Below are 16,082 nucleotides of genomic sequence, written 5' to 3'. Positions count from 1 at the left end.
ACCGAGACATAGCTCAGCGTGTTAATGCGGGTGACGGAGAATTGACGGCACTCTCGCGTCCCGGCGTCTTGACCGGGGTCGGTGCAGTTTGTGTGCCAGCACGCTTCAACGCAGCATCCGGTTGCGCATGGGCGGTTCCAGTGCCGGTCAGGCTGCGGCGCACATCGAGGTTTCGCGACACCACCAGTACGACGCGACGGTTCTTCGCGCGGCCTTCAGCGGTGGCGTTGTTGGCCACCGGCTGAAACTCACCGTAACCCACTGATGCCAGGCGACCAGGGTTGACGCCCTGCATCGCCAGCATGCGCACGATGCTCGCCGAGCGCGCCGAGGACAGCTCCCAGTTGGTCGGGTACTGCGCAGTGCGGATCGGTTGATCGTCGGTGAAACCTTCGACATGGATCGGGTTATCGAACGGTTTCAGAATCGCTGCAACCTTGTCGATGATGTTGAAGGCGATGTCACTCGGCATGGCGTCGCCGCTGCCGAACAACAGGCTGGAGTTGAGCTCGATCTCGACCCACAACTCGTTGCCGCGCACGGTCATCTGATTGGAGCTGATCAAATCGCCGAACGCGGCGCTGATGTCATCGGCGATGCTTTTCAGCGGATCGCTGGCACCGGCAATACCGGCGTCAACCTGCTCAGCGTCCTTGACCAGCGGCTTGGCCGGGGTCACGGTCTTCGGTCGTTCATCGCCAATCGGGATCGGTTTGAGCGAGCGGTCGGAGTCGGTGAAGACGCCGATCAGCGCTTCGGAAATGACTTTGTACTTGCCTTCGTTGATCGACGAAATCGAGTACATGACCACGAAGAACGCGAACAGCAGCGTGATGAAGTCAGCGTAGGAAACCAGCCAGCGTTCGTGGTTTACATGCTCTTCCTGGTGGCGACGACGTGCCATGAGGTTATTCCCTTAATCCATGAAGCCTTGCAGCTTCAACTCAATGGAGCGAGGGTTTTCACCTTCGGCGATCGACAAGATCCCTTCCAGCAACATTTCGCGATAACGCGACTGCCGCAACGCGATTGACTTCAGCTTGGCCGCCACTGGCAGCAACACCAGGTTGGCACTGGCCACGCCGTAAATGGTCGCGACGAAGGCCACGGCAATGCCGCTGCCCAATTGCGTCGGATCGGCGAGGTTGCCCATCACGTGGATCAGGCCCATCACCGCACCGATGATGCCGATGGTTGGCGCGTAGCCGCCCATGCTTTCAAAGACTTTCGCCGCTTCGATGTCACGGGCTTCCTGGGTGTAGAAGTCCACTTCGAGGATGCTGCGGATCGCTTCCGGCTCGGCGCCATCGACCAGCAGTTGCAGGCCTTTGCGCGAGTAGTTGTCAGGTTCGGCATCAGCCACGCCTTCCAGACCCAGCAGGCCTTCCTTGCGCGCGGTGAGGCTCCAGTTGACGACGCGATCGATACCACCGGCCAGATCGACCCGTGGCGGAAACAGGATCCACGCCAGAATCTGCATGGCGCGTTTGAACGCGCTCATCGGCGATTGCAGCAGTGCGGCACCGATGGTGCCGCCCAGTACGATCAATGCCGCCGGGCCGTTGGCCAGCGCACCGAGGTGACCACCTTCAAGGTAGTTACCACCGATGATGGCGACGAACGCCATGATGATCCCGATAAGGCTTAAAACATCCATCAGAGACACGCCTCGACAATGTGCTTGCCGATGTCGTCGAGGCTGTACACCGCGTCGGCGAGGTCGGCTTTAACGATGGCCATCGGCATGCCGTAGATCACGCAGCTTGCCTCATCCTGTGCCCACACCGCGCTGCCGCCCTGCTTGAGCAGACGCGCGCCTTCACGGCCGTCGGCGCCCATGCCGGTCAACACCACCGCCAGAACTTTGTCGCCGTAGGATTTCGCCGCCGAACCGAAGGTGATGTCCACGCACGGCTTGTAGTTCAGACGTTCGTCGCCCGGGAGGATTTTCACCGCGCCACGGCCGTCGATCATCATTTGCTTGCCACCCGGCGCGAGCAACGCCAGGCCCGGACGCAGGATGTCGCCATCCTCGGCTTCCTTGACGCTGATGCGGCACAGCTTGTCGAGACGCTCGGCAAAAGCCTTGGTGAACGCCGCCGGCATGTGCTGGATCAGCACGATCGGCGCCGGGAAATTCGCCGGCAATTGCGTCAGCACGCGTTGCAGCGCCACCGGGCCGCCCGTCGAGGTACCGATGGCAACCAGTTTGTAGGCTTTGCGTTTCGGCGCTGGCGACGAAGCGCTGGCGGCCGGAATACGGCTTGGAGCAGGTGCATGCACAGGCGCGGGTGTCGGACGTGCCGGTGCGCTGGTGCTGTGGCTGCTGAAGCTGGATGGCGCCGGAGCAGGCGTCGGTGCCGGCGCTGCGGCTGGAGCCGGCGCACTGTAAGCACTGAAACGACGGTTACTGCGCGAGATGCTATGCACCTTTTCGCACAGCAACTGCTTGACCTTCTCCGGGTTACGCGAGATGTCTTCGAAATTCTTCGGCAGGAAATCCACCGCACCGGCGTCCAGCGCATCCAGGGTGACCCGGGCGCCTTCGTGCGTCAGCGAGGAGAACATCAACACCGGGGTCGGGCAGCGCTGCATGATGTGCCGCACCGCCGTGATGCCGTCCATCATCGGCATCTCGTAGTCCATGGTGATCACGTCCGGCTTGAGCGCCAGCGCCTGATCAATCGCCTCTTTACCGTTGGTTGCGGTGCCGACCACCTGGATGCTCGGATCCGCTGAAAGAATTTCCGAGACGCGGCGGCGGAAAAAACCCGAATCGTCCACCACCAGGACTTTGACTGCCATAAACACTCCATTAGGTGCAGCGGGACGTTGTCGCCCCGCCGCCCCGGATTCAAATACGCCGTGCGGCGTAACGCTTGAGCATGCTTGGAACATCGAGAATCAGCGCGATGCGGCCGTCACCGGTAATGGTGGCGCCGGACATGCCCGGAGTGCCCTGCAGCATTTTGCCCAATGGCTTGATGACCACTTCTTCCTGACCGACCAGTTGATCGACGACAAAGCCGATCCGCTGCGTGCCCACCGAAAGGATCACCACGTGGCCTTCACGCTGCTCTTCGTGAGCGGCGGAGCTGACCAGCCAGCGCTTGAGGTAGAACAATGGCAGCGCCTTGTCCCGCACGATCACCACTTCCTGACCGTCGACGACGTTGGTGGTCGACAGGTCGAGGTGGAAGATTTCGTTGACGTTGACCAGCGGGAACGCAAACGCCTGATTGCCGAGCATGACCATCAGGGTTGGCATGATCGCGAGGGTCAGCGGCACCTTGATGACGATCTTCGAGCCCTGGCCCTTGGTCGAGTAAATGTTGATCGAACCGTTGAGCTGGGAAATCTTGGTCTTCACCACGTCCATGCCGACACCGCGGCCGGACACGTCGGAGATCTCAGTCTTGGTCGAGAAACCCGGGGCGAAAATCAGGTTGTAGCACTCGGTATCGCTCAGGCGATCGGCTGCGTCCTTGTCCATCACACCGCGTTTTACCGCGATGGCGCGCAGGACGTTCGGGTCCATGCCTTTGCCGTCATCGGAAATCGACAACAGGATGTGGTCGCCTTCCTGCTCGGCGGCCAGAACAACACGACCGCCACGGGCCTTGCCCGATGCCTCGCGCTCTTCCGGCGACTCGATGCCGTGGTCAACAGCGTTGCGCACCAAGTGGACCAGCGGGTCGGCCAGGGCCTCGACAAGGTTTTTGTCGAGGTCGGTTTCTTCGCCCACCAGTTCCAGGTTGATCTCTTTCTTGAGCTGACGCGCGAGGTCGCGAACCAGACGCGGGAAGCGCCCGAAGACCTTCTTGATCGGCTGCATCCGCGTCTTCATCACCGCGGTCTGCAAGTCAGCCGTGACCACGTCGAGGTTCGACACGGCCTTGGACATGGCTTCGTCGCCGCTGTTGAGGCCCAGGCGCACCAGACGGTTACGCACCAGCACCAACTCGCCGACCATGTTCATGATTTCGTCGAGACGCGCGGTGTCGACCCGCACGGTGGTCTCGGCTTCGCTAGCCGGTTTTTCCGGTGGCGGCGCAGCGGCGGCACGGGCCGGAGCCGGTGCAGCAGCGGCAGCCGGTTTCGGCGCTTCGGCTTTCGGCTCAGGCTTGGGAGCTGCCTTTGGCGCAGCAGCCGGAGCGGCCGCAGCCTTGGCGGCAGGCGCAGCCACCGTGGAAGCAGCGCCGGCAGTCGCGGCGCCAACGTCAGTGAACTTGCCTTTGCCGTGCAATTCGTCGAGCAGCGATTCGAACTCGTGATCGCTGATCAGATCGCTGCCGGCTGCGGCGGCTGCCGGCGCGGCTGGCGCAGCCGGTGCCGAGGCGATCGCCGATTCCAGTGCTTCAACGGCAAAATTGCCCTTGCCATGCAGTTGATCGAGCAGGGCTTCGAATTCGTCGTCGGTGATATCCGAGCTGTCGCCCGCCGCCGGGGCTACCGCAGCCGCTGCGGTCGGAGCCACGGCATCCGCCGCGAACTGGCCTTTGCCATGCAACTGATCGAGCAAAGACTCGAACTCGGCGTCAGTGATTTCGTCGCTCGCGGCTTCAGCGGCCGTTTGCGCAGGTGCAACAGCGGCCGGGGCTTCAGCTTCAGCCTTGACGGCGTTCAGCGAGTCCAGCAGTTGTTCAAATTCGTTATCGGTGATGTCGCCAGACGCGTCGCCTTCGACGACCAGTTCTTCGATCATCTCGGCCACCGGCGATGCCGGGGCGGCATCCGCCGATTGCGGTTCGGCCAGACGCGCCAGGGCGGCCAGCAGTTCCGGGGTGGCAGCGGTGATCGGTGCACGCTCACGGACTTCGCTGAACATGCTGTTCACCGCGTCCAGTGCTTCGAGGACAACGTCCATCAGTTCTGCATCAACGCGACGCTCACCCTTGCGCAGGATGTCGAACACGTTTTCGGCGATGTGACAGCACTCCACCAGCTCATTGAGCTGAAGGAAGCCGGCGCCCCCTTTTACAGTGTGGAAACCGCGAAAAATTGCGTTGAGCAGATCTGCGTCATCCGGACGGCTTTCCAGCTCGACCAGTTGTTCGGACAGTTGCTCAAGAATCTCGCCGGCCTCAACCAGGAAATCCTGAAGGATCTCTTCATCGGCGCCGAAGCTCATTAATGGGGTGCTCCTACAGGTCTAAAAACCCAAAAAACCTAAAATTCCACAACTCTAGAATCCGAGGCTGGATAACAAATCGTCCACATCGTCCTGACCGGACACAACGTCTTCTCGTTTATCGGCATGAATCTGCGGACCTTCACCCTGCGAGAGATGTTTTTGTGGATCTTTTTCTGCAAGCATCGCGGCGCGGTCATGTTCGATGCCCGCAAAGCGGTCGACCTGACTGGCCATGAGGACGAGTTTGAGCAAATTGCTTTCGACTTCGGTGACCAGTTGGGTCACACGCTTGATCACCTGACCGGTCAGGTCCTGGTAATCCTGGGCCAGCAGGATGTCGTTGAGATTGCTCGACACCGCACGGTTGTCCGTGCTGCTGCGTGACAGAAAACCGTCGACCCGGCGCGCCAGCTCGCGGAACTCTTCAGCCCCGACCTCGCGACGCATGAAGCGACCCCAATCGGCGCTCAAGGTCTGCGCTTCATCAGCCAGACTGTTGACCACCGGCGTGGCGCTTTCCACCAGATCCATGGTGCGGTTGGCCGCGGCTTCTGTCAGCTTGACCACATAGCCCAGGCGTTCGGTGGCGTCGGTGATTTGCGACACTTCCTCGGCCTGCGGCATGTTCGGATCGATCTGGAAGTTGACGATCGCACTGTGCAGTTCACGTGTGAGCTTGCCGACTTCCTGGTACAGGCCACGGTCACGGGTCTGATTGAGCTCATGGATCAGTTGCACAGCGTCGCCGAACCTGCCTTTTTCAAGGCTTTCGACCAGTTCGACCGCGTGTTTTTTCAGGGTCGACTCGAAATCGCCCTGTGAAGATTCGTTATGCTCCATAGCTCCCCCGCGCGTTCATCAGCCGATGCGTTCGAAAATCTTCTCGATTTTGTCTTTCAACGCCTGAGCCGTGAAAGGTTTGACTACGTAGCCGTTTACACCGGCCTGAGCGGCTTCAATGATCTGCTCGCGCTTGGCTTCTGCAGTCACCATCAGCACTGGCAGGTGCTTGAGTTTTTCATCGGCACGCACGTGGCGCAGCAGGTCGATACCGGTCATGCCCGGCATGTTCCAGTCCGTTACCAGAAAGTCGATGCTTCCGCTGTTGAGCACTGGAATGGCAGTCACGCCATCGTCAGCCTCGACGGTGTTGGTGAACCCAAGATCACGCAGCAGGTTCTTGATGATCCGCCGCATCGTTGAGAAGTCATCAACGATGAGGATTTTCATGTCTTTGTTCAATTCGACCTCCAAGCAGTCTTAAACGCGCCCAGCACCTGGACGCGCCACTTCAATCAATCGGCGCAGCACTCGAAGACTGTCTGGAGCACAACAGAGCAAGACCGGTGCCGTTCATCACCGCACCAGCCTCGTTCGCAGTGTCCCCACACTGCCTTCAGCGCGCTCGCCACTCCCCCAAACGCCCCCGCAAACGGGCCGCGCACTGGCTGTGTAACTGGCTGACCCGCGATTCACTGACGCCAAGGACTTCACCGATCTCCTTGAGGTTCAGCTCTTCGTCGTAGTACAGCGCCAACACCAGTCGCTCACGCTCCGGCAAATTGGCAATCGCGTCCGCCAACGCTGCCTGGAAACGTTCATCTTCCAGATCGCGTGACGGCTCCATATGAGCACTCGCGCCATCCTCGTGCAGCCCTTCGTGTTCGCCGTCCTGCAACAGGTCGTCGAAACTGAACAGGCGACTGCCCAAGGTGTCATTCAAAATCCCGTAGTAATCGTCGAGACTCAATTGGAGTTCGGCCGCAACCTCGTGATCTTTAGCATCACGGCCGGTTTTAGCTTCAATTGAGCGAATCGCGTCGCTGACCATACGGGTATTGCGGTGAACCGAGCGTGGCGCCCAGTCCCCTTTGCGCACTTCGTCGAGCATCGCACCGCGGATTCGTATGCCCGCGTACGTTTCGAAACTGGCGCCTTTGCTGGCGTCGTATTTGGTCGAGACTTCAAGCAGGCCGATCATCCCGGCCTGGATCAGGTCTTCGACCTGCACACTCGCCGGCAAGCGCGCCAGCAAGTGGTAGGCAATGCGTTTGACCAGTGGCGCGTAACGCTCGATCAACTCGTACTGCGCGTCACGTGCCGACTTCTTGTAGTAGTTCATACCGCTTGCGGTCATAGCACGGGCCCTGCCGTTTGCTGCACGAGGCGCTCGACGAAAAACTCAAGATGGCCACGCGGGTTGGCGGGCAGCGGCCAGGTGTCGACCTTCTGCGCGATCGCCTTGAACGCCAGCGCGCACTTGGAACGCGGAAAGGCTTCGTACACCGCGCGCTGCTTCTGCACCGCTTTACGCACGCTTTCGTCGTAAGGCACGGCGCCGACGTATTGTAGGGCCACGTCAAGAAAGCGATCCGTGACCTTGGTCAACTTGGCGAACAGGTTGCGCCCTTCCTGCGGGCTCTGCGCCATGTTGGCGAGGACGCGGAAGCGGTTCATGCCGTAATCGCGGTTGAGCAGTTTGATCAGCGCGTAAGCGTCAGTGATCGAGGTCGGCTCATCGCAGACCACCAGCAACACTTCTTGCGCGGCGCGAACAAAACTGACTACCGAGTCACCAATACCCGCAGCAGTGTCGATCACCAGTACATCGAGATTGTCACCGATGTCGCTGAACGCCTGAATCAGGCCGGCATGTTGCGCCGGGCTCAGGTGCACCATGCTTTGCGTGCCGGACGCCGCCGGCACGATGCGAATGCCACCGGGGCCTTGCAACAGCACGTCGCGCAGCTCGCACCGGCCTTCGATGACGTCGGCCAGCGTGCGTTTAGGGGTCAGCCCCAACAATACGTCAACGTTCGCCAGACCCAGGTCGGCGTCCAGCAGCATGACCCGACGGCCAAGCTCTGCCAGCGCCAGCGACAAGTTCACTGACACGTTAGTCTTGCCGACGCCACCTTTGCCGCCGGTCACCGCGATCACCTGTACGGGATGCATGCTGCCCATGTTATTTCTTTACCTTGTCTTGCATAGACGGAGGCCACATTACTGGCTGCGCGTTCACAACCGGAACAATGCATGGCAGACCATCGATGTAGGTACAAAAACTGTTCATGAATACCTCAGCCTACCTGCTTGGTCGGGCTGTGATAGATATCAGCGAACATGTCAGCCATGGCTTCTTCGCTGGGTTCTTCCTGCATTTGCACGCTGACGGCGCGGCTGACCAGTTGATGACGGCGCGGCAGATGCAAATCATCCGGAATCCGTGGGCCATCGGTCAGGTACGCGACCGGCAATTCATGACTGATCGCCAGGCTCAACACTTCGCCAAGGCTGGCCGTTTCATCCAGTTTAGTCAGGATGCAGCCGGCAAGCCCGCAACGCTTGTAACTGTGATAAGCGGCGGTTAGAACCTGTTTCTGGCTGGTGGTTGCCAAGACCAGATAATTTTTTGAACGAATGCCACGCCCGGCCAGACTTTCCAGCTGCATGCGCAGGGCCGGATCGCTGGCTTGCAGGCCGGCAGTATCGATCAACACCACGCGTTTGCGCAGCAGTGGATCCAGCGCTTGCACCAGCGATTGGCCCGGATCGACGTGGGTCACTGGCACATTGAGAATGCGGCCCAGCGTCTTCAGTTGTTCCTGAGCGCCGATACGGAAACTGTCCATGCTCACCAGCGCGACATTCTGCGCGCCGTATTTGAGCACATAACGCGCGGCAAGCTTGGCGAGTGTAGTGGTCTTGCCCATGCCGGCAGGGCCGACCATGGCAATCACACCGCCCTCTTCCAGCGGCTCGACTTCCGGTACGGCAATCATCCGTGCCAGGTGCGCGAGCAACATGCGCCAGGCCTGACGCGGTTCTTCGATATCGGTGATCATCGCCAGCAGATCGCGCGACAACGGGCCGGACAGACCGATACGTTGCAGACGGCGATACAGGTTGGCTTGCGCCGGACGGCTGCCTTGCAGCTGATTCCAGGCCAGGGTGCCGAGCTGAACTTCCATCAGCTCGCGCAGGCTGTTCAATTCAAAGCGCATCGAATCCAGTGCACGCGGATCGACACCGCCGGAGGACTGTGCAGGTGCCGGGGCCGGACGCGCCGGAGCGGCGTAAGTCGGCTCGGTCAGGGGTTCAGCGGCGGTCAGCGGCAGGCCGGCCGTCAACGGCAGCCCGGCGAAAATCTGGCGATTGCTGTTGCCGTCGGCTTCGCCACGCAGGCTCAACTCGGCCTGGGCGGTGACGATGCGCGACTGGGTCTTGCGCAGCTCGTCTTCGAGTTCCATGTTCGGAACCCGTGGCGCCAGCGCCGACAATTTGTAATCCAGTGCCGCCGTCAGCTCGACGCCGCCGGCAATGCGGCGGTTGCCAATGATGGCGGCATCAGCGCCCAGCTCATCACGAACCAGCTTCATGGCCTGACGCATATCGGCGGCAAAGAAACGCTTAACTTGCATAAACCACTACCTCAGCCGTTGGGCCCTACTGTCGCAACGATGGTCACTTGCTTGTTGTCCGGTATTTCCTGGTAGGCCAGCACATGCAATCCAGGGACTGCGAGGCGGCCAAAGCGCGAGAGCATCGCGCGGATCGGGCCGGCTACCAAGAGGATCACCGGCTGACCTTGCATTTCCTGACGCTGCGCCGCTTCGATGAGCGAACGCTGCAGCTTCTCGGCCATGCTTGGCTCCAGCAGAACACCCTCTTCCGAGCCTTGTCCTGCCTTCTGCAGACTATTGAGCAATATTTGTTCCAACCTTGGTTCCAAGGTGATCACAGGCAGCTCGGACTCAGTGCCTACAATGCTTTGGACGATGGCGCGCGATACGCCGACCCGCACAGCAGCCACCAGCGCGGCGGTATCTTGACTCTTCGCGGCGTTGTTGGCGATGGCTTCGGCGATGCTGCGGATATCGCGCACCGGCACATGTTCGGCAAGCAGCGCTTGCAGCACTTTGAGCAGCTGCGACAACGTGACCACGCCCGGCACCAGCTCTTCTGCCAGTTTCGGCGAGCTTTTGGCCAGCAATTGCATAAGTTGCTGCACTTCTTCGTGGCCGATCAGCTCACTGGAGTGCTTGTACAGAATCTGGTTCAAGTGGGTCGCGACCACGGTGCTGGCGTCGACCACGGTGTAACCGAGCGATTGTGCCTGGGCGCGCTGGCTGATTTCGATCCATACCGCCTCGAGGCCGAAAGCCGGATCTTTGGCGTTGATACCGTTGAGCGTGCCGTAGACCTGGCCTGGGTTGATCGCCAGTTCGCGGTCCGGGTAGATCTCGGCTTCGGCGAGGATCACGCCCATCAGGGTCAGGCGATAGGCGCTTGGCGCCAGATCGAGGTTGTCGCGGATGTGCACGGTCGGCATCAGGAAGCCCAGATCCTGCGAGAGCTTCTTGCGCACGCCCTTGATCCGCGCCAGCAATTGCCCGCCCTGGTTGCGATCCACCAATGGAATCAGGCGATAACCGACTTCCAGACCAATCATGTCGATCGGCGTCACGTCGTCCCAGCCCAGCTCTTTGGTTTCCATGGCGCGGGCCGGCGACGGCAGCAAATCCTGCTGGCGCTTGACCTCTTCCAACGCCACGACTTTAGCGACGTTCTGCTTTTTCCAGAACAGGTACGCGCCACCAGCGGCCAGCGCAGCCATGCTCAGGAACGAGAAGTGCGGCATGCCCGGCACCAGGCCCATGACCGCCATCAACCCGGCGGCCACGGCCAGCGCTTTCGGCGAGGCGAACATCTGGCGATTGATCTGTTTGCCCATGTCTTCCGAACCGGAAGCACGGGTCACCATGATCGCCGCCGCTGTTGATAACAACAGTGATGGCAATTGCGCCACCAAACCGTCACCGATGGTCAGCAAGGCATAAACCTTGCCGGCATCGCCGAAGCTCATGTTGTGCTGGAAGATACCCACGGCCATACCGCCAATGAGGTTGATGAACAGAATCAGCAGGCCGGCAATGGCGTCACCACGGACGAATTTGCTGGCACCGTCCATCGAACCGTAGAACTCGGCCTCTTGGGCGACTTCCTGACGGCGCATCTTGGCTTGGTTCTGGTCGATCAGACCGGCGTTAAGGTCGGCGTCGATCGCCATTTGTTTGCCGGGCATCGCATCGAGAGTAAAGCGCGCGCTCACCTCGGAAATCCGTCCGGCACCCTTGGTGACCACGACGAAGTTGATGATCATGAGGATCGCGAAGACCACGATACCGACCACGTAGTTACCGCCGATCACCACCTCACCGAAGGCCTGAATCACCTTACCGGCAGCGGCGTGGCCGTCCTGACCGTGGAGCATCACCACCCGCGTCGAGGCCACGTTCAACGCCAGCCGCAACAGCGTCGCGACCAACAGAATCGTCGGGAACACGGCGAAATCCAGCGGCCGCAGCGCATACACGCAGACCAGCAGGACGACGATCGACAGGGCAATGTTGAAGGTGAAGAACACGTCGAGCAGGAACGGCGGCACCGGCAACATCATCATCGCCAGCATGACCAGCAGCAACAACGGCACGCCCAGATTGCCTCGACTGAGGTCGGCAACGTTTGTGCGAGCAGTGTTGAATAACTGAGAGCGATCCACCGGTTTTCCCCGTTCCTTTAAAGCAAACTTTTGACGCCCAGAGCGGGCTCACGGCGGGTACTGCAAGAAGCTTTCCAACTTTGACCGGGGAGAGAAAACATGACCAATGTAGACCTTCGCCTGCTCGCGGTAGCGGTTTGTCTGGTTCGAATTGATCGACTGAAAAATCCTCATCGCGAGCAGGCGAAGGCCTACAGGGCATTGCATTCCAGATGTCAGATTGAAATGCATTCCAAAATGTGGGAGCGAGCCTGCTCGCGAAGGGGCCCTTATGTCCGGCACAAATTTTTCGATTTAAACGAAGCTGTTTAAAAGACACCTGCAGACACGGTCTCAAGGCTACAAATCCTTGCGCCATTGCCTACAGCCAAGCCAGAATCCGCCGGCTTGTGCGCCTTGGGGTCGGGTTCTATTGTGGTCCGGTCGCTGACGAATCAGCGATCGGGTCTCGCAGCCCGTCGATCTCTGGACGCACAACACCCGCTTTTTTATGGCGGCTGTACGTGGGAGACCTTCGGGTCTGCCGGTTCTAGAGTCCCGGTCTGCGACCCGCGTATAGCTGCCACCTTCATTCGTCTCGCAGCGAACGTTGGCAGCTCCAATGACTCTAGGAGCAGTCGCAGCGCAGGACGCTGCTGGGTATCGCGCAATTGATCATGCTCGGCGAGTTGGCGGTGAATCGGGTGATGGATAATCTGGAATTGCCGAATTAACGCCTGACTACCGTGCAGAAAATCGTTCCCGTACTATGCGCGGGAACGATCCACAGTGATGGCTCCAGAACGGCTTGCCCCGCCCGGAAAGCCGCTGAAAGCGTTGATCGCCGCCACTTTCAGCCATGACGCCTATCTGACTACGTCGGGAAATACCCCATTGCCCGAGAGCGAGTCGCCCCATCAGATAAAAACACGTTGCGACTGCCCATGGCCCCGTTGCTCACCAGCAACGAATGTTCGATTGCATACAAGTGCGGGTATGAAAGATTGACCGACACAAACCGCCCGTAATACAAGCCCCGCCCGCCATAGATGGGCGTCACGTCAACAAAGTTGTTATGCAAAATCCCCCATCCCATGGGTTGTCCACTGTTGTCCATGCTAACGGCACCGAACTGCCTGAACCAGGCGCCGGCCTCAGCTGCAGTCATGAAGGTATTGTTCAATATCAGCCGGTAGACATTCATCACCCGCACCGGATAAGAAACCTGGTTTTCATCGGCATCCGTCACAGTGATAGTGGTTGATTGATTACTTAGCCCCGACACTTTGCCATTGGCATCGACCGATGCTATGCCCGCATTGGCTGAACGATAGGTGTAAGGCGGCCGCCCGCCCGTTGGAACGCGCACTTGCACATTGTTGACAACCTCGCGCTCGCGTAATCCATACGCTGTGCCGCCCAACAGTTTCCAGCCATTCAAAAGCATCGTTTGCGTATCAATTGCCAGTTTTTCTGTGACTTTGACGGTATACCGCGCCACAGGAAGCACCAATGCCGTGTCCTCATCATCCGTGCTTTTCAGTGCTATTTTGCAGGTCAACGCACATCCAGAAAGATCCTTCAGAGAGTAGAACCAGCTTCGCGCCGCCTTGACGCTGATGCCTTGAGTCACTTCTTCGGCAGTCAACGCGGTACCGGGGCGCAATACCAACGGCTCAACGCCCTCGCTGCTGACCATGATCCAGACGCGCTGCCCGACCTCGGCAATCGGCAGCGGCGGCTTGACCACACATGTGAGGTCAGTCTGGATGATTCTCAGATCGATCAGCGGTACAGCACCGGCTTCGACGATATGCGGCCGAGTCAGGACGGGATCACCGTCACTGATTGTCTTGACCGTCAACATCAACGGCCTGGACTGGATCGTCTTGCCATTTCTGATCAGCTCGTAAAGGACTTCAACCAGTTTTCCCAGATTTTCCGCAATGAATGAAGGCCGCAGCACAAAGAATGCAACGTTGTCAGCATTCAACGGTAGAGGAGCAAACGTCGGCGAACCCTCCCCCGGCGCCCCTTTGACCAGCAAACGCACTTGATCACCCGGGCGCGGACTGGCCACATGGACTCGCGCTCGGGCACCGTCATTATTTTCCAGCGGGTCAAGTACGCCATCAGGCGCACGGCGTACAGTTGGCGGCTGCAACGACTGCGCCGGATCGCCGATATACAACTCGAGCAACGCGGATGATTGCGGCAGTTCGTCTGGCCGCTCGATCCACCAGAGCACACTGAAAAACTGCTCCCGATAGAACTTGATAGCTTCGCCGTCCAGCCAAAATTCCAGATCTTTGTCTACCCGGGTTTGATCAATCGGCAACTTGTCCCGAAAAACTACCCCGCCCGCATCGCCCCGCCCCTCCACATGCACCACATCGCCCAGGCGGGTATACGAAGCTGCTGCAACCTGAATATCCGTTCCGTACGGCACATGCGCAGGATTGAGCACACCATCAATGGCGCTAATGACCACCGGCGCAGGCAAGACAGGTTTGAAATCGTCTACACGTGCATACAGCTTTTCCGATACCAACGCAGGATTCAACGTGGCATGGCTGACCTCATACGAGACACCGACCGACCCTCGGATCAATGGAGCGATGTTGTTGCCAGTGACATTAAAGGCAATGGCCTGCCCTACCAACCGGTCGCTGACGTCGCGATACGTCTGATACAGGTGCGGGCGTCCGGAAGCACTGGTCCCCATCCAAGTCAATGTGACTCTGAAACCCTTTTTGATCCGGTCATCGGGACCGCACAACACCACGGTCTGACTTAGCGCAGGATCCAGAGTGCCGCCCACCAGATCCGTCATCCACGGTGCCGGCAGTCGCAACGTCTTTCCTTGCAAGGTGAAAATATAGATCTCTGAACGATCCGGCTCCCCCTCATCTTTGATGCGCCGGTAATCCACTTGCACCTGCCCGGACGCACTGGCAAGCACTATCGGATTGGGAATTTTGAAAGACTGAATCCCGATACGAGTAATCGATTGCTCTTCATTGTGCTCGACCACCTCTCCGCTTTGCGCCGTAGCCGTCCATTGAAGCCGGAGTTTTTGCCCCTTCACAAAACCAGTGCGCGTAATGATCTGAACTTCCAGGTCGTCGAATCCAACCTCATCAAGGCTGACCAGATCTTCATCGGCGAGAGGAACGAATACCGGATCGAGCCAGTTTTTGTCTGGATCGCTGATGACGGTCGTACGCTCCGAAAAGTCGCTGACGTTCTCTACCTGATCTTCGATCTGATAGACCACCACCGCCGGATTTGCGGGGCCCGCATCCCGGATATTCTCTGGCGAAATGAAAACACTGATCTCTTTTCCGACCTCGCTTTCCAGCACCGTGTAGGGCGTGACAGCAATACCGTGGAAACAGAGTTTCAACTTGTCCCCCTTGGCCATGAAGAGCCACGCAGAGATGATCGCCCAGACGCCCTCGGCAGCCACCTCCTTGTCAATGACTTGCCCGGGCTTCAACTGAAGTCGAGCCGGCTTGAGTCGTTGATGGCCGGGCAAGTCCGGCTCGGGATCGTTGCCACCCGGCGGATCGATCTTGAACCAGACTTCGATCTGCGCCCCCTCAGGGGGCTGACCGCTTTTGCGCAGAATCTCGTAGCGCAAGGTATGCACGCCGGCCGGAACCAGCTTCGCAGCGATGTGCATCACCACATCGAGATTACCGTGGTCAGCAGGCAGCACCGACGTGTCAACCAAATTCTCACCGACGTACAGTCGAATGGTGTCGCCTTCGGCCATATTCAGATAGGCCTGTACCAGCACCCGAAGTCCGTTGGCACTCGTATAAAGCAAGGGGCGGTTGACCCCCACTTGCGCCGGCGGAAAATCGATGCCTGTGAACTGCCCGGGGATATTGGGCGGGAACAACGAAAAAAGCCCCATACCTTCGTTGGAGTCAAAAGGGGTTATGTCATGTTGCGTATCGTCGATATCGTCCTCAATCGGCATCACCATCAAACCAATCATCGCCCTGCTCCTGAAAAATTCCGTAGCGGTTTGCCAAGGATCTGCAGAGGCCATTGAAAACCTCACGACAACATTCGACCACTGTCAGAACTAACAGGTGCGCGGGTTTTTCAGACAAACGGCGCTGACACCCGAGGAGGAAAATACAATCTGGCGGATGCGCACAGGGGGACGGATTTATTTAACCAGTGAGCGGGGCTTGATCGAGATTTTTCTGCTGACCGGGATGGCCCATTCGCGAGCAAGCTCGCTCCCACTGGGAAATGCATTCCAAATGTGGGAGCGAGCTTGCTCGCGAAGGGGCCAGTGAAGTCAGCGCAAATCGCCTTTTAAACTCAGGCGTTTAAAAGACACCTCCAGACACGCCTTTCAGGCTACAAATTCTTGCGCCATTGCCTACA

General features: G+C 59.1%; 11 protein-coding genes and 1 pseudogene. 1 reads left to right on the top strand and 11 read right to left on the bottom strand.

Annotation, left to right across the window (positions count from 1 at the left end):
• Positions 1-13: 13 nt before the first annotated feature.
• The 10 genes from motD to flhA form a co-directional block, all read right to left on the bottom strand.
• A complete protein-coding gene (gene motD / locus J0G10_RS09160; RefSeq protein ID WP_093439795.1) occupies positions 14-904 on the bottom strand; it encodes a flagellar motor protein MotD in 891 nt (296 codons plus the stop codon).
• 12 nt (positions 905-916) lie between these two features.
• On the bottom strand, positions 917-1,657 hold the full coding sequence (locus J0G10_RS09155) for a flagellar motor protein (RefSeq protein WP_003222929.1): 741 nt from the start codon (positions 1,655-1,657) through the stop codon (positions 917-919).
• Positions 1,657-2,805 (bottom strand): protein-glutamate methylesterase/protein-glutamine glutaminase, encoded by a 1,149-nt coding sequence (locus tag J0G10_RS09150; RefSeq protein WP_220558328.1) that lies wholly within the window; start codon positions 2,803-2,805, stop codon positions 1,657-1,659. Before J0G10_RS09150 ends, J0G10_RS09155 begins: the two co-directional genes overlap by 1 nt.
• 49 nt (positions 2,806-2,854) lie before the next feature.
• Positions 2,855-5,131 (bottom strand): chemotaxis protein CheA, encoded by a 2,277-nt coding sequence (locus J0G10_RS09145; RefSeq protein ID WP_095050190.1) that lies wholly within the window; start codon positions 5,129-5,131, stop codon positions 2,855-2,857.
• Between the two features lie 54 nt (positions 5,132-5,185).
• The gene (locus J0G10_RS09140; protein ID WP_007920000.1) at positions 5,186-5,974 is read right to left on the bottom strand and encodes a protein phosphatase CheZ; all 789 of its coding nucleotides are present in this window, start codon (positions 5,972-5,974) and stop codon (positions 5,186-5,188) included.
• 18 nt (positions 5,975-5,992) lie between these two features.
• Positions 5,993-6,364, bottom strand: coding sequence for a chemotaxis response regulator CheY (locus J0G10_RS09135; RefSeq protein ID WP_161986607.1), 372 nt, complete (start codon positions 6,362-6,364; stop codon positions 5,993-5,995).
• Between the two features lie 166 nt (positions 6,365-6,530).
• A complete protein-coding gene (gene fliA / locus J0G10_RS09130; protein WP_093439777.1) occupies positions 6,531-7,271 on the bottom strand; it encodes an RNA polymerase sigma factor FliA in 741 nt (246 codons plus the stop codon).
• On the bottom strand, positions 7,268-8,098 hold the full coding sequence (gene fleN / locus J0G10_RS09125; RefSeq protein WP_003222917.1) for a flagellar synthesis regulator FleN: 831 nt from the start codon (positions 8,096-8,098) through the stop codon (positions 7,268-7,270). The genes fliA and fleN overlap by 4 nt, the downstream gene beginning before the upstream one ends.
• Positions 8,099-8,214: 116 nt before the next feature.
• On the bottom strand, positions 8,215-9,555 hold the full coding sequence (gene flhF, locus J0G10_RS09120) for a flagellar biosynthesis protein FlhF (protein ID WP_007920012.1): 1,341 nt from the start codon (positions 9,553-9,555) through the stop codon (positions 8,215-8,217).
• Positions 9,556-9,566: 11 nt separating this feature from the next.
• On the bottom strand, positions 9,567-11,696 hold the full coding sequence (gene flhA, locus J0G10_RS09115) for a flagellar biosynthesis protein FlhA (protein ID WP_093439768.1): 2,130 nt from the start codon (positions 11,694-11,696) through the stop codon (positions 9,567-9,569).
• 617 nt (positions 11,697-12,313) lie between these two features.
• Here flhA and J0G10_RS30285 point away from each other — a divergent pair.
• Positions 12,314-12,409 (top strand): annotated as a pseudogene (locus tag J0G10_RS30285) (DUF6124 family protein); the annotation flags it as partial.
• 140 nt (positions 12,410-12,549) lie between these two features.
• Here J0G10_RS30285 and J0G10_RS09110 read toward each other — a convergent pair.
• Positions 12,550-15,681, bottom strand: a complete 3,132-nt coding sequence (locus J0G10_RS09110; protein ID WP_220558327.1) for an Ig-like domain-containing protein — start codon at positions 15,679-15,681, stop codon at positions 12,550-12,552.
• Positions 15,682-16,082 lie beyond the last annotated feature (401 nt).

It is taken from the genome of Pseudomonas germanica, assembly GCF_019614655.1.
GTDB classification, from domain to species: Bacteria; Pseudomonadota; Gammaproteobacteria; order Pseudomonadales; family Pseudomonadaceae; genus Aquipseudomonas; species Aquipseudomonas neuropathica.
Note: the sequence above shows the minus strand (reverse complement) of the source record. Positions and strands in the feature narration are given on the sequence as shown.